Source organism: Pseudomonas sp. GW821-FHT09C08, from assembly GCF_059418125.1.
The window spans coordinates 356104-369418 of sequence record NZ_JBWKPG010000002.1 but is presented as its reverse complement, the minus strand read 5'-3'; the positions used below and the strand labels follow the sequence as shown (position 1 = coordinate 369418).

Here is a 13315-nt window from a genome sequence, read left to right as displayed (position 1 = left end):
CGGCGATGGTGCACTGTCAGCCGGCGTTCCAGCCGTCTGACACAGCGCTATCGCCGGTAAGCCGGCGCCGACAATGGACCACCTGCATTCAGATAGAACTTCTCGCCCCGCCCCTGCCTCCTACCTGATAAGCCCATTGCCCCCGGCACGCCCATGGACCTTGTCATCGCCCGCCCCGAAGGCCTCTACTGCCCCGCCGGAGATTTCTACATCGACCCCTGGCGCCCGGTGGAACGTTCGGTCATCACCCACGCCCACGGCGACCACGCCCGCACCGGCAACCAGCACTACCTGGCCGCCGCCCCCGGTGAAGGCATCTTGCGTTCGCGCCTGGGCCAGGACATCAACCTGCAGACCCTCGCCTATGGCGAACAACTCGTTCACCACGGCGTGACCCTGAGCTTCCACCCTGCCGGGCATGTACTCGGTTCGGCCCAGGTGCGTCTGGAATACCAGGGTGAAGTCTGGGTTGCCTCCGGCGACTACAAAGTCGAACCCGACGGCACCTGCGCGCCGTTCGAACCCGTGCGTTGCCATACCTTTATCACCGAGTCGACCTTCGGCCTGCCGATCTACCGCTGGCAACCCCAGGCGCAGATCTTTGCCGGGATCAACGCCTGGTGGCAGGCCAATATTGCCGCCGGCAAGGCCAGCGTGTTGTTCTGTTACTCATTCGGCAAGGCCCAGCGCATCCTGCATGGCATCGACGCCAGCATCGGCCCGATCCTCAGTCATGGCGCGGTCGAACCGCTGAACCGGGTGTACCGCGAAGCGGGTATCTATATCCCGGAAACCCTTTACGCCGGCGACTTCAAAAAAACCGACCCGCTGCTGCGCCAAGCCCTGATCATCGCCCCGCCTTCCGCCGGCGGCAGCAGTTGGATCAAGCGCTTCGGCGACTACAGCGACGCCTTCGCCAGTGGCTGGATGCGCCTGCGCGGCACACGGCGGCGGCGCGGGGTCGACCGTGGCTTTGTGCTGTCCGACCACGCCGACTGGCCGGGGCTGTTGTGGGCCATCGAACAGACCGGCGCCGAACGCGTGATGGTGACCCACGGTTCGGTCGGCGTACTGGTGCGCCACCTGCGGGAAAAAGGCCTGGATGCCCAAGGCTTCACCACCGAATACGGGGATGACGAAGAAGAGGCCACGGCATGAAAGCCTTCGCGCAGCTCTACGCCAACCTTGACGCCACCACGTCCAGCAATGCCAAGCTCGCGGCATTGCAAGCCTACTTCCTGCACGCTCCGGCAGAAGATGCGGCATGGGCGGTGTATTTTTTGTCCGGCGGGCGCCCTCGCCAGTTGGTGCCGACGCGCCTGCTGCGGGACATGGCCACCGAGGCGGCGGGCATCGAGCCGTGGCTGTTCGAGGAAAGCTACCAGTCGGTCGGCGACCTGGCCGAGACCATTTCCCTGCTATTACCGGAATCTACCTACACCTCGCAGGATGGCCTGGCGGTGTGGCTGGAAGAAAAGCTCCTGCCGCTGCGCGGCCTGGCACCTCAGGACCTGGCCGAGCGCCTGCCGGCGTTATGGGCGCAACTGGATCAACCGAGCCTGATGGTGTGCATCAAGTTGATCACCGGCAGCTTTCGCGTCGGCGTGTCCAAATTGCTGGTCACCCGTGCACTCGCCGCAATGGCCGACCTCGACAGCAAGCGGGTCGCGCAGCGGTTGGTGGGCTACACCGACCTGTCCAACCGGCCGACGGCGGAAGGCTACCTCAAGCTGATCGCCGCCGAATCAGACGACGAACATGCGCAGCGCGGCGGACAGCCCTATCCGTTTTTTCTCGCCCATGGCTTGTCGCAACCGGTGGAGCAATTCGACGCATTGCTCGGTTCCCCCGCCGATTGGCAGGTGGAGTGGAAGTGGGATGGCATTCGCGCGCAACTGGTCAAGCGCGACGGCCGCTTGTGGGTGTGGTCGCGTGGCGAAGAATTGGTCACTGAGCGTTTCCCCGAACTGCACAGCCTGACCAGTGGCCTGCCCGATGGTACGGTTATCGACGGCGAAATCGTGGTGTGGAAGGACGCAGTGCAGCCCTTCGCCCTGCTGCAACAGCGAATTGGCCGCAAGACCCTGAGCAAAAAGGTGCTCGACGATGCACCGGTCGCCGTCCTCGCCTATGACCTGCTGGAATACCAGGGCGCCGACTGGCGCAACCAGCCCCAGGCCGAACGTCGCGCTCAACTCGAGCGGGTAATCGCCCAGTGCAACCAACCCGTGCTGATTCCATCGCCCCTGCTCACGGGCGCGACCTGGCAGGATCTTGCGCAGCAACGCGAAGCCTCCCGTCAGTTGGGCGTCGAAGGCATGATGCTCAAGGAGCGCAAAGGCCTTTACGGTGTGGGTCGCACCAAGGACATGGGCCTGTGGTGGAAGTGGAAAGTCGACCCGTTCAGCGTCGACGCCGTGTTGATCTACGCCCAGCGCGGCCATGGTCGGCGCGCCAGCCTCTATAGCGACTACACCTTCGCCGTGTGGGACGGTCCGCCCGGCAGCGAGCGCACGCTCGTGCCCTTCGCCAAGGCCTATTCAGGGCTGACCGACGAAGAGATGCGCAAGGTCGACGCGATTGTGCGCAAGACCACCGTAGAGAAATTCGGACCGGTCAGCAGTGTCACGCCGAGCATGGTATTCGAGCTGGGATTCGAGGGCATAGCCCTGTCCAAGCGGCACAAAAGTGGGATCGCGGTGCGGTTTCCGAGGATGTTGCGGTGGCGGCAGGACAAGGCGGTGGATGAGGCTGACAACCTGGCCACGCTGCAAGACCTGCTGACCGGATGCTAAAACCCCACAAATCCCTGTAGGAGCTGGCTTGCCTGCGATGGCGGCGGATCAGTGACAGATGAAATAAGCTGACTCGCCACCATCCCCGGCAAGCCAGCTCCCAGGTTTTCGATCTGCATCAGCCCCAAATGGGTGCACTGTTTTTTGTGTGCCCATTTTCGGGCATCTCCTACACTGAGATCTCCCTCTTCCCACCTTTTAAAACGACCATTCGGAACTATGGTGCAGAAATTGCTACTTGTGTTGCGTCTGACACCGTTCAGTAACAGTCCTAAACGCGCCACAAGCGCTTATCTTGGTTTCCAGGGATTACATAATGAAAAAAGCATTGCTGACCCTTTCTGCACTGGCTCTGTGCATGGCCGCTGGTACTGCGTTGGCCAAGGAATACAAGGAACTGCGTTTTGGTGTCGATCCGTCCTACGCGCCATTCGAATCCAAGGCCGCCGACGGCAGCCTGGTGGGCTTCGATATCGACCTGGGCAATGCGATCTGCGCCGAGCTGAAAGTGAAGTGCAAGTGGGTCGAAAGTGACTTCGACGGCATGATTCCAGGCCTGAACGCCAACAAATTCGACGGCGTGATTTCGTCGATGACCGTGACCGAAGCCCGTGAGAAGGCGATCGACTTCTCCAGCGAGCTGTTCTCCGGCCCGACCTCCCTGGTGTTCAAAAAAGGCGCGAACTACTCCACGCCTGAGTCCCTCAAGGGCAAATCGGTGGGCTACGAGCAAGGCACTATCCAGGAAGCCTACGCCAAGGCTGTGCTGGACAAAGCCGGTGTGACCACCAAGGCCTACGCCAACCAGGACCAGGTGTACGCCGACCTGACCTCCGGCCGTCTGGATGCGTCCGTGCAGGACATGCTGCAAGCCGAACTGGGCTTCTTGAAGTCGCCGGCCGGCGCTGACTACGAAGTCAGCAAGGCTATCGACGACCCTTTGCTGCCGTCGAAAACTGCGGTCGGTATCAAAAAAGGTAACAAAGACCTCAAGGCCTTGCTCGATAAAGGTATCAAAGCGTTACACGATGATGGCACCTACGCCACCATCCAGAAGAAACACTTCGGCGATCTGAACCTCTACAGCGGTAAATAACACCCTGGCGCCCACCGGTTTGCGGTGGGCGCTTTTTTATCGCCATTAGGTCCTGAATTCATGTTTGAAGATCTTTTGCAAACCCTGGGGCTGGGCGCCTTCAGTTTGAAGGGGTTCGGCCCGCTGTTGCTCCAAGGGACGTGGATGACCGTAAAACTCTCGGTCGCCTCCCTGGCTGTCAGTGTCCTGCTCGGCCTGATTGGGGCCAGCGCGAAACTGTCCAGCGTCAGCTTGATCCGTATTCCCGCCCAGCTCTACACCACCTTGATTCGCGGCGTACCTGACCTGGTACTGATGCTGCTGATTTTCTACAGCCTGCAAATCTGGCTGACCGGTTTGACCGACTTCATGGAATGGGACTACATCGAGATCGACCCATTCAGCGCCGGGGTGATCACCCTGGGCTTCATCTACGGTGCCTACTTCACCGAGACATTTCGCGGTGCGATCCTCGCGGTCCCGCGTGGCCAGTTGGAAGCTGCAACCGCCTACGGGCTGAGTCGCGGGCAGCGGTTTCGCTTCGTGACCTTTCCGCAGATGATGCGTTTTGCCCTGCCGGGCATCGGCAATAACTGGATGGTCATGCTCAAGGCCACGGCGCTGGTATCGATCATTGGTCTCGCGGACCTGGTCAAGGCCGCCCAGGATGCCGGCAAGAGCACCTATCAACTGTTTTACTTCCTGGTCATCGCGGCGTTTATCTACCTGCTGATCACCAGTGCATCCAATTTCGTCCTGCGTCGGCTTGAACGCCGCTACTCCGCTGGGTCCCGGGAGGCCGTGCGATGATCGAACTCCTGCAGCAATACTGGCGCCCCTTCCTGTACAGCGACGGCCAGCACATCACCGGGCTGGCAATGACCATGTGGCTGCTCAGCGCCTCGCTGGTGATTGGTTTCCTGGTCTCGATCCCGCTGTCCATCGCCCGCGTCTCGCGCAATCGCCTGGTGCGTTGGCCGGTGCAGTTCTACACCTACCTGTTTCGTGGCACGCCGCTCTATATCCAGTTGCTGATCTGCTACACCGGCATCTACAGCATCGCCGCGGTGCGCGCGCAGCCGGTGCTGGACGCATTTTTTCGCGATGCGATGAACTGCACGATCCTGGCCTTTGCCCTCAACACCTGCGCCTACACCACCGAGATTTTCGCCGGTTCGATCCGCAGCATGGCCCACGGCGAAGTCGAGGCCGCCAAGGCCTATGGCCTCAGCGGCTGGAAGTTGTATGCGTATGTGATCATGCCCTCGGCCCTGCGCCGCTCGTTGCCGTACTACAGCAATGAAGTGATCCTGATGCTGCACTCGACCACCGTGGCGTTTACCGCGACAGTGCCCGACATTCTCAAGGTCGCACGGGACGCCAACTCGGCGACCTACATGACCTTCCAATCCTTCGGCATCGCCGCGCTGATCTATCTGACAGTGACCTTTGCCCTGGTCGGCCTGTTTCGTCTGGCGGAGCGCCGCTGGCTGGCCTTCCTCGGGCCGAGTCATTAAGGAGCCTTCATGCGTCATCAGATTCATGAACTGATCGCGCCGGTGCCTGGCACGGCGCGGCAGATTCACAGTTTCCACTTCGGCCCGGAACAGGCTGAAGGCAAGATCTACATCCAGTCGTCGCTGCATGCCGATGAAATGCCCGGCATGCTGGTGGCCTGGCACCTCAAGCTGCGCCTGGCGCAACTGGAGGCCGCCGGGCGCCTGCGCAGCGAAATCGTGCTGGTGCCGATCGCCAACCCGGTGGGCCTGGAACAGGTGTTGATGGATATTCCGCTGGGCCGCTACGAGCTGGAAAGCGGGCAGAACTTCAATCGCTTGTTTGTCGACCTCAGTGACGCGGTGGGTAACCAGGTCGAAGCGTCACTCGGGGATGATCCGCGGCACAACGTCGAACTGATCCGCACCGCGCTGTCCAACGCCCTGGCCGCGCAAACCGCCGAGACCCAGCTGCATTCCCAGCGCCTGGTGCTGCAACGCCTGGCCTGCGATGCCGACATGGTGCTCGACCTGCATTGCGATTTCGAAGCCGTTGCGCACCTGTACACCACGCCCGAGGCGTGGCCGCAGGTCGAGCCGCTGGCGCGCTATCTCGGCTCGGAAGCCAACTTGCTCGCCACCGATTCCGGCGGGCAATCCTTCGATGAGTGTTTCACACTGGTGTGGTGGCAATTGCAGCAGCGTTTCGGCGAGCGCTTCCCGATCCCGATGGGCAGCTTTTCCGTCACCGTCGAGCTGCGTGGCCAGGGCGACGTCAACCATGGCCTGGCCAGCCTCGATTGCCAGGCGATCATCGATTACCTGATCCACTTCGGCGCGATCGAGGGCGAAGCCGCCCCGCTGCCGGCGCTGCCCTACCCCGCCACGCCGCTGGCAGGCGTCGAACCGGTGGCGACACCGGTGGGCGGCCTGCTGGTGTTCAGCGCCCTGCCGGGGGAATACCTGGAGGCCGGGCAACTGATCGCCGACATCATCGACCCCATTACCGACCGCGTAACGCCTGTGCACTGCCAGAAGGCCGGCCTGCTTTACGCCCGTTCGCTACGCCGCATGGCCACTGCCGGGATGGTCATCGGCCATGTCGCCGGCTCAGAGGCCTACCGTAGCGGCTATCTACTTTCGCCTTGAGGATGCACGCCCCATGTACAAATTGACCGTTGAAGGCCTGCATAAAAGCTATGGCGACAATGAAGTGCTCAAAGGTGTCTCGCTCAAGGCCAAGACCGGTGACGTAATCAGCCTGATCGGCGCCAGCGGCTCCGGCAAGAGCACCTTTTTGCGCTGCATCAACTTCCTGGAAACCCCCAACGACGGCGCCATGACCCTCGACGGCCAGCCGATCCGCATGGTCAGCGACCGCCATGGCATGCGCGTGGCTGACGATGCCGAACTGCAGCGCCTGCGCACACGCCTGGCGATGGTGTTCCAGCACTTCAACCTGTGGAGCCACATGAGCGTGCTGGAAAACATCACCATGGCCCCGCGCCGGGTGCTGGGTTGCAGCAAGAAGGACGCCGAAGACCGTGCCCGTCGCTACCTCGACAAGGTCGGCCTGCCGGCACGCGTGGCCGATCAATACCCGGCCTTTCTCTCCGGTGGCCAGCAGCAACGGGTGGCCATCGCCCGCGCCCTGGCCATGGAGCCAGAAGTGATGCTGTTTGACGAACCTACCTCAGCCCTCGACCCGGAGCTGGTGGGCGAGGTATTGAAGGTGATCCAGGGCCTGGCCGAAGAAGGCCGCACCATGATCATGGTGACCCATGAGATGAGCTTCGCGCGCAAGGTGTCGAGCCAGGTGCTGTTTTTGCACAAGGGCTTGGTGGAAGAGCAAGGTGCGCCGGCGGATGTGCTGGGCAATCCGAAAAGCGAGCGGCTGCAGCAATTTCTCAGCGGCAACCTGAAGTAAACGTGTAGGAACCGCCTGGCGATAGCGCCTTGAGCCCTGCGGCGATCTTTGCGCCACCCTCGCCGCGGTGCGACGCGCCTGCAAGGATTGCGTTAAACCTTTGATGCTCGGTGAAGGTCTGTGGAATAGGCCTTCCAGAGTGTCAGCCGTCGCATGGCAAAACCCCACGACTTCGCCAAAACATGGTTCGCCGCCAAGGGCTGGAAACCGTTCGCCTTCCAGAAAGCGGTGTGGGCTGCCGTCAAGGCAGGCCAGTCCGGCTTGCTGCATGCCAGCACTGGTGCGGGAAAAACCTATGCGCTGTGGTTTGCCGCCCTGAATCGCTTCGCCATCACTCGCCCGCCGGCCAGCGGCAAACGCAAAGCGCCCGCAGAGCCTTTGACGGTGCTGTGGATCACGCCCATGCGGGCGTTGGCCGCCGATACCGCCCGCGCACTCGAAGCACCGCTCGAGGCCTTGCAGATTCCCTGGAGCATCGGCCTGCGCACCGGCGACACCAGCAGCAGCGAGCGTGCACGCCAGACACGCCGACAGCCCACCGCGCTGGTCACCACCCCGGAAAGCCTGACCCTGATGCTCGCCCGCGCGGACAGCGAAGTGAGCCTGGCGCACCTGCGCATGGTGGTGGTGGATGAATGGCATGAGCTGATCGGCAACAAGCGCGGCGTGCAACTGCAGCTGGCGCTGGCACGGCTGCGGCGTTGGCATCCCGAGCTGATGGTATGGGGGATTTCGGCAACGCTGGGTAATCAGGCTCACGCCTTGGAGGTATTGGTCCCACAAGGTGGCGGGATCAACGTGCAGGGGCAGACAGCCAAGCAGCTGTTGGTCGACACCTTGTTGCCGCCCGTCGCGGAACGCTTCCCCTGGGCCGGGCATATCGGCTTGAAAATGTTGCCGCAGGTAGTGGCCGAAGTGGAAACCAGCAGCAGTTGCCTGGTATTCACCAATACCCGCGCGCAATCGGAAATCTGGTACCAGGCGTTGCTCGAGGCGCGCCCGGACTGGGCCGGCTTGATTGCCCTGCACCATGGCTCACTGTCCCGGGAGACGCGTGACTGGGTCGAGCGCGCACTCAAGGACGGGCAGCTCAAGGCCGTGGTGTGCACCTCGAGCCTGGACCTGGGGGTGGATTTTCTGCCAGTGGAGCGAGTCCTGCAGATTGGCTCGGCCAAAGGCGTGGCGCGGCTGATGCAACGCGCCGGGCGCTCGGGCCACGCGCCGGGGCGGTCATCGCGGGTGACGCTGGTGCCGACCCACAGCCTGGAACTGGTGGAAGCCGCCGCCGCCCAGGATGCCATTGCGCAGCGGCACATCGAAGCGCGGGAATCGCCGCACAAGCCGCTGGATGTACTCGTACAGCACTTGGTGAGCATGGCGCTGGGCGGTGGCTTCACCCCCGATGCACTGCTGGCGGAAGTGCGCGGTGCCTGGGCCTATCGCGACCTGACCGAGGCCGATTGGGCCTGGGCCCTGGGCTTTGTGCGCCATGGCGGGCTGTCGCTGACTGCCTACCCGGACTACCGCCGCGTGGAGCCCGACGAACACGGCATCTGGCGCGTCCCCGACGCCAGGCTCGCGCGCCGGCATCGCATGAGCGTGGGCACCATCGTCAGCGACGCCAGCATCCAGCTGAAATTCTGGAGCAAGGGCGGCGGCGGCAAGAACCTCGGCAGTGTCGAAGAAGGCTTCATCGCGCGCCTCAAGCCGGGTGATGGGTTCCTGTTTGCCGGGCGCTTGCTGGAGCTGGTCCGGGTGGAAAACATGACCGCCTATGTACGTCGCAGCAGCGCCAAAAAAGCCGCAGTACCGCGCTGGAATGGCGGGCGCATGCCGCTTTCCAACGAGTTGGCGCAAGCCGTGGTGGAACGCTTCGACGCTGCGGCGCGCGGGCACTACGACGGCCCGGAAATGCGCGCGGTGCAACCCTTGTTGCAGACACAGTTGCGCTGGTCCGGCCTGCCCACGCACGACGGGTTGTTGGCCGAAGCCCTGAAATCACGCGAGGGGTGGCACCTGTTTCTCTACCCGTTTGCCGGGCGCCAGGTGCACTTGGGCCTGGCGAGCCTGTTGGCATGGCGGGTCAGCCAACGCCAACCCGTGACCTTCTCGATTGCAGTGAATGATTACGGCTTGGAACTGCTGAGCGCGACACCGGTGGAGTGGCCTGCCCTGCTGAATGAGGCATTGCTGAGCCCGGCAGACTTGCTGGCCGACGTCGTGGCCAGCCTGAACGCCGGCGAACTCGCCCTGCGCCGCTTTCGCGAGATTGCGCGGATCGCCGGACTGGTGTTTGCCGGTTACCCCGGCGCGCCGAAAAGTACACGCCAGGTACAGGCGTCCAGCGGCCTGTTCTTCGAGGTATTCAAGCAATATGACCCGCAGAACCTGTTGCTGACCCAGGCCGGGGAAGAAGTCCTGCGTGATGAGTTGGATATTCGTCGGCTGGAACAGACACTGCGGCGTCTGTCGGCGCTGCAACTGGACTTGCACGTGATCGAACGGCCGACACCGCTGGCCTTTCCGCTGTTGGTGGAACGGATGCGTGAAAGCATGAGTTCGGAAAAACTCTCCGAGCGCATCGCGCGGATGGTCAAGGACCTGGAGAAAGTCGCGGATAATGGGAAGGCTTGATGTATTACACCGTGCAATTGGAAGGTGAAACGTTATGGCTGCTGGCGGACAAGGCCGTGTATTGGCCTGCGCGCCAGTGTTTGCTGATCGCCGATGCGCATTTCGGCAAGGCCTCGGCCTACCGCAGCCTCGGGCAACCGGTGCCACAGGGGACTACCACCGAGAACCTGCAAAGACTGGATCGGCTGTTAGCGGCCTTTACCTGCGCCCGCGTGATCTTCCTGGGCGACTTCCTGCACGGCCCCGGCTCGCATGCCAGTGGCACGCTGGGCGCCTTGCGGGCGTGGCGTGAACGCCATACAGGGCTGCACCTGACCTTGATTCGCGGCAATCACGACAAGCGCGCAGGCGATCCGCCGGCGGACTTGGACATCGAGGTGGTCGCGGAGCCGCTGCTGATGGGGCCATTCGCACTGCAACACGAACCGGATGCGCATGCCAGCCACCATGTACTCGCGGGTCATGTGCACCCGGTGTATCACTTGCGCGGCAAAGGCCGGCAACGCTTGCGCCTGCCGTGCTTCCAACTGGGTAGCCGCGTCAGCCTGTTGCCGGCGTTCGGGGCGTTTACGGGGGGTTATGCGGTGGAGCAGGACAATGACCACCGGATCTTTGTGATCGGTGATCACGAGGTATGGCCAGTGCGTTGACCGGCCTCCCAGTTATCAGGCGACAGGCGCGGGCGGTGGCTCGTCCGGAAGGGTCGGTTCACCGGGCTCGGTCGGCTGGGGGTAATCCGGCTCGGGTTGGCCGGGGATGCCGCCTGCGTAGGCGGGATCGGCCATCAGTGACCAGGCCAGAACACCAATCTGGTTGGGTTCAAGCCGGGCAAGTTCGGCGCTGATTCGCGGGTCGATCTTCATAAAAGTACTCCTCAAGCGTGGCCCGGCGCGTCTTGCACGCGCCGAGGCAGTACACCCAATAGAGTCACTTTCTGCAGACTAATTCCCTTGGCGTGTAGGACCTTTCGATCAAGCGCGCGGCAAGGTCACGCCACGCTGGCCCTGGTACTTGCCGCCACGGTCCTTGTAGGACACTTCACAGGCCTCATCGGACTGCAGGAACAGCATCTGCGCCACGCCTTCGTTGGCGTAGATCTTCGCCGGCAGCGTGGTGGTGTTGGAGAATTCCAGGGTCACGTGACCTTCCCACTCAGGCTCGAGCGGCGTCACGTTGACGATAATGCCGCAGCGAGCGTAGGTGCTCTTGCCCAGGCAGATGGTCAACACGTCGCGCGGAATGCGGAAAAACTCCACGGTACGCGCCAGGGCGAAGGAGTTTGGCGGGATGATGCACACGTCGCTCTTCACGTCGACGAAGCTTTTTTCGTCGAAGTTTTTCGGATCGACGGTCGCCGAATTGATATTGGTGAACACCTTGAATTCATCGGCGCAACGCACATCGTAGCCGTAGCTGGAAACCCCGTAGGAAATCAGGCGTTCAGCGCCTTCGCCACGCATCTGGCGCTCTACGAAGGGCTCGATCATGCCGTGCTCTTGCGCCATGCGGCGAATCCACTTGTCCGATTTGATGCTCATGGCGGGTGTCCTGAATAGCGAGGTGGAAAAATTCTGTGGGGCATCTTACCGGGGCCAGCGTTGGGGTTCAAAGGGCGTGGGGGATTTGTTGATGAATGCGCACGCTCCTGTAAGTCGCGGCCAGCGGGGCCGGGACCCGGGTTGCAGGCGCTGGTGGCGGTAAATACCACCGCCAGTCACGAAAATAGAGAAACCTTCGGAAATACCATTGGCACGTCCCGGAAAAAGGGTTAAGGTGGCGCCACTGTGCTGCTTGTGTCACTGAGAATCTCTACACGATATGTTGAATTTCGATCCAACCATCTCCAAGAATTTTTCCTGCTCTTTGCACTCAGTCTCGGCCAGGGCTTTTCCTGAGTCGCAGTTAACTTTGTCCAAGGAGATACACCATGTCTAATCGCCAAACTGGTACCGTTAAGTGGTTCAACGATGAAAAAGGCTTCGGCTTCATCACTCCACAATCCGGTGACGACCTGTTCGTTCACTTCAAAGCTATCCAATCCGACGGCTTCAAAAGCCTGAAAGAAGGCCAACAGGTTTCTTTCATCGCTACCCGCGGTCAGAAAGGCATGCAAGCTGAAGAAGTTCAAGTTATCTAACTTGTACTGACTTAGTCGAAAAAACCCCGCCCTCAAAAGCGGGGTTTTTTTATGCCTGCAATTTGGTGCTGTGATGCCGCGCACAAAGCAATGTGGGAGCGGGCTTGCTCGCGAAAGCGCTGGATCAGTCAGCACATCTGCCTACTGATACTGCGCATTCGCGAGCAAGCCCGCTCCCACATTTCGTCCTGCGCCGCCTATTGGAACAACGACTCACTCGACAAGCCATTCTTCTCCAGGATCTCACGCAAGCGCTTGAGCCCTTCTACCTGGATCTGCCGCACCCGCTCACGGGTCAGGCCGATCTCCAGGCCTACATCCTCCAGGGTGCTGCTCTCGTGGCCACGCAGGCCGAAGCGGCGGATCACCACCTCACGCTGCTTGTCCGTGAGCTCCGACAACCACTGGTCAATGCTTTGGGACAGGTCATCGTCCTGCAACAGCTCGCAAGGATCTGTAGGACGATCATCCGTCAGGGTGTCCAGCAGGGTTTTATCCGAATCCGGACCCAGCGAGACGTCGACCGAAGACACCCGCTCGTTAAGGCCCAGCATGCGCTTGACCTCCCCTACCGGTTTTTCCAGCAGGTTGGCGATTTCTTCGGGCGAGGGTTCATGATCGAGTTTTTGTGTCAGCTCACGCGCCGCCCGCAGGTAGACGTTGAGCTCCTTGACCACATGGATTGGCAGCCGGATCGTGCGGGTCTGATTCATGATCGCCCGTTCGATGGTCTGGCGAATCCACCAGGTGGCATAGGTTGAGAAGCGGAAGCCCCGCTCAGGGTCGAACTTCTCCACGGCCCGGATCAAGCCCAGGTTGCCTTCCTCGATCAGGTCCAACAGCGACAGCCCACGATTGACGTAGCGTCGGGCGATTTTCACCACCAGTCGCAGGTTGCTTTCAATCATGCGCTTGCGCCCAGCCGGATCGCCCTTTTGCGACAAGCGCGCAAAATGGACTTCTTCTTCGGGGGTCAGCAGGGGGGAAAAGCCGATTTCATTGAGGTACAGCTGGGTCGCGTCGAGCGCCCGGGTGTAGTCAATGTATTTGTGTTGCTTTAACGCGGTGGAGTTCTTGGATTTGGTACGAACTGAAGGTACAGCAGGTCCCTCATTCGACATCGATTCCGTAGCGATACCGGTCTCCATAAGGAGAACCTCATCGTCGATGTCAAACTCCGGCGCTTCTTTACTGAGAGCCATTGTTATAGTCCTTTGGTGAGTTCGACCTCAAGCTCAAGCGACGCCTTTA

General features: G+C 61.5%; 13 protein-coding genes. 10 read left to right on the top strand and 3 right to left on the bottom strand.

The features are described from left to right. Window positions 1-153 precede the first annotated feature (153 nt). The 9 genes from AC07OJ_RS08305 to pdeM all read left to right on the top strand — a co-directional run bounded on the left by AC07OJ_RS08305 (window position 154) and on the right by pdeM (window position 10577). Complete coding sequence (locus tag AC07OJ_RS08305; protein WP_065903019.1) at window positions 154-1158, top strand: ligase-associated DNA damage response exonuclease; 1005 nt, start codon at window positions 154-156, stop codon at window positions 1156-1158. After that, the gene (locus tag AC07OJ_RS08300) at window positions 1155-2795 is read left to right on the top strand and encodes an ATP-dependent DNA ligase (protein WP_495094366.1); all 1641 of its coding nucleotides are present in this window, start codon (window positions 1155-1157) and stop codon (window positions 2793-2795) included. Before AC07OJ_RS08305 ends, AC07OJ_RS08300 begins: the two co-directional genes overlap by 4 nt. Window positions 2796-3111: 316 nt before the next feature. Continuing rightward, window positions 3112-3891, top strand: coding sequence for a transporter substrate-binding domain-containing protein (locus AC07OJ_RS08295; RefSeq protein WP_065903021.1), 780 nt, complete (start codon window positions 3112-3114; stop codon window positions 3889-3891). Window positions 3892-3951: 60 nt separating this feature from the next. Continuing rightward, complete coding sequence (locus AC07OJ_RS08290) at window positions 3952-4680, top strand: ABC transporter permease (protein ID WP_065903023.1); 729 nt, start codon at window positions 3952-3954, stop codon at window positions 4678-4680. Beyond that, entirely contained in the window at window positions 4677-5387 is a 711-nt protein-coding gene (locus AC07OJ_RS08285) for an ABC transporter permease (protein WP_065903025.1), read from the top strand. The genes AC07OJ_RS08290 and AC07OJ_RS08285 overlap by 4 nt, the downstream gene beginning before the upstream one ends. A gap of 9 nt (window positions 5388-5396) precedes the next feature. Continuing rightward, a complete protein-coding gene (locus tag AC07OJ_RS08280) occupies window positions 5397-6515 on the top strand; it encodes a succinylglutamate desuccinylase/aspartoacylase family protein (protein ID WP_495094365.1) in 1119 nt (372 codons plus the stop codon). A gap of 13 nt (window positions 6516-6528) precedes the next feature. Beyond that, entirely contained in the window at window positions 6529-7293 is a 765-nt protein-coding gene (locus tag AC07OJ_RS08275) for an ABC transporter ATP-binding protein (RefSeq protein ID WP_065903037.1), read from the top strand. A 153-nt stretch (window positions 7294-7446) separates the two neighbouring features. Beyond that, entirely contained in the window at window positions 7447-9927 is a 2481-nt protein-coding gene (locus AC07OJ_RS08270) for a ligase-associated DNA damage response DEXH box helicase (protein WP_495094364.1), read from the top strand. Next, window positions 9927-10577 (top strand): ligase-associated DNA damage response endonuclease PdeM, encoded by a 651-nt coding sequence (gene pdeM, locus AC07OJ_RS08265; RefSeq protein ID WP_065903041.1) that lies wholly within the window; start codon window positions 9927-9929, stop codon window positions 10575-10577. The genes AC07OJ_RS08270 and pdeM overlap by 1 nt, the downstream gene beginning before the upstream one ends. 15 nt (window positions 10578-10592) lie before the next feature. Here the strand turns inward: pdeM and AC07OJ_RS08260 are convergent, their stop codons facing one another. Then, window positions 10593-10790, bottom strand: coding sequence for a hypothetical protein (locus AC07OJ_RS08260; protein WP_010212420.1), 198 nt, complete (start codon window positions 10788-10790; stop codon window positions 10593-10595). Window positions 10791-10898: 108 nt separating this feature from the next. Continuing rightward, the gene (dcd, locus tag AC07OJ_RS08255; protein WP_065903042.1) at window positions 10899-11465 is read right to left on the bottom strand and encodes a dCTP deaminase; all 567 of its coding nucleotides are present in this window, start codon (window positions 11463-11465) and stop codon (window positions 10899-10901) included. A gap of 389 nt (window positions 11466-11854) precedes the next feature. Here dcd and AC07OJ_RS08250 point away from each other — a divergent pair, with 389 nt between their 5' ends. Continuing rightward, window positions 11855-12064, top strand: a complete 210-nt coding sequence (locus AC07OJ_RS08250; RefSeq protein ID WP_002554837.1) for a cold-shock protein — start codon at window positions 11855-11857, stop codon at window positions 12062-12064. Between the two features lie 197 nt (window positions 12065-12261). Here AC07OJ_RS08250 and rpoS read toward each other — a convergent pair whose 3' ends face one another. Then, on the bottom strand, window positions 12262-13266 hold the full coding sequence (gene rpoS / locus AC07OJ_RS08245) for an RNA polymerase sigma factor RpoS (protein WP_025855149.1): 1005 nt from the start codon (window positions 13264-13266) through the stop codon (window positions 12262-12264). Window positions 13267-13315: the final 49 nt, after the last annotated feature.

What these genes read in the sequence shown, in the direction of transcription:
- AC07OJ_RS08270 (WP_495094364.1), top strand. Translation starts at nt 7,447, where the DNA reads ATGGCAAAACCCCACGACTTCGCCAAAACATGGTTCGCCGCCAAGGGC.
- AC07OJ_RS08305 (WP_065903019.1), top strand. Translation starts at nt 154, where the DNA reads ATGGACCTTGTCATCGCCCGCCCCGAAGGCCTCTACTGCCCCGCCGGA.
- AC07OJ_RS08275 (WP_065903037.1), top strand. Translation starts at nt 6,529, where the DNA reads ATGTACAAATTGACCGTTGAAGGCCTGCATAAAAGCTATGGCGACAAT.
- AC07OJ_RS08260 (WP_010212420.1), bottom strand. Translation starts at nt 10,790, where the DNA reads ATGAAGATCGACCCGCGAATCAGCGCCGAACTTGCCCGGCTTGAACCC.
- AC07OJ_RS08300 (WP_495094366.1), top strand. Translation starts at nt 1,155, where the DNA reads ATGAAAGCCTTCGCGCAGCTCTACGCCAACCTTGACGCCACCACGTCC.
- pdeM (WP_065903041.1), top strand. Translation starts at nt 9,927, where the DNA reads ATGTATTACACCGTGCAATTGGAAGGTGAAACGTTATGGCTGCTGGCG.
- AC07OJ_RS08250 (WP_002554837.1), top strand. Translation starts at nt 11,855, where the DNA reads ATGTCTAATCGCCAAACTGGTACCGTTAAGTGGTTCAACGATGAAAAA.
- AC07OJ_RS08295 (WP_065903021.1), top strand. Translation starts at nt 3,112, where the DNA reads ATGAAAAAAGCATTGCTGACCCTTTCTGCACTGGCTCTGTGCATGGCC.
- rpoS (WP_025855149.1), bottom strand. Translation starts at nt 13,266, where the DNA reads ATGGCTCTCAGTAAAGAAGCGCCGGAGTTTGACATCGACGATGAGGTT.
- AC07OJ_RS08280 (WP_495094365.1), top strand. Translation starts at nt 5,397, where the DNA reads ATGCGTCATCAGATTCATGAACTGATCGCGCCGGTGCCTGGCACGGCG.
- AC07OJ_RS08285 (WP_065903025.1), top strand. Translation starts at nt 4,677, where the DNA reads ATGATCGAACTCCTGCAGCAATACTGGCGCCCCTTCCTGTACAGCGAC.
- AC07OJ_RS08290 (WP_065903023.1), top strand. Translation starts at nt 3,952, where the DNA reads ATGTTTGAAGATCTTTTGCAAACCCTGGGGCTGGGCGCCTTCAGTTTG.
- dcd (WP_065903042.1), bottom strand. Translation starts at nt 11,465, where the DNA reads ATGAGCATCAAATCGGACAAGTGGATTCGCCGCATGGCGCAAGAGCAC.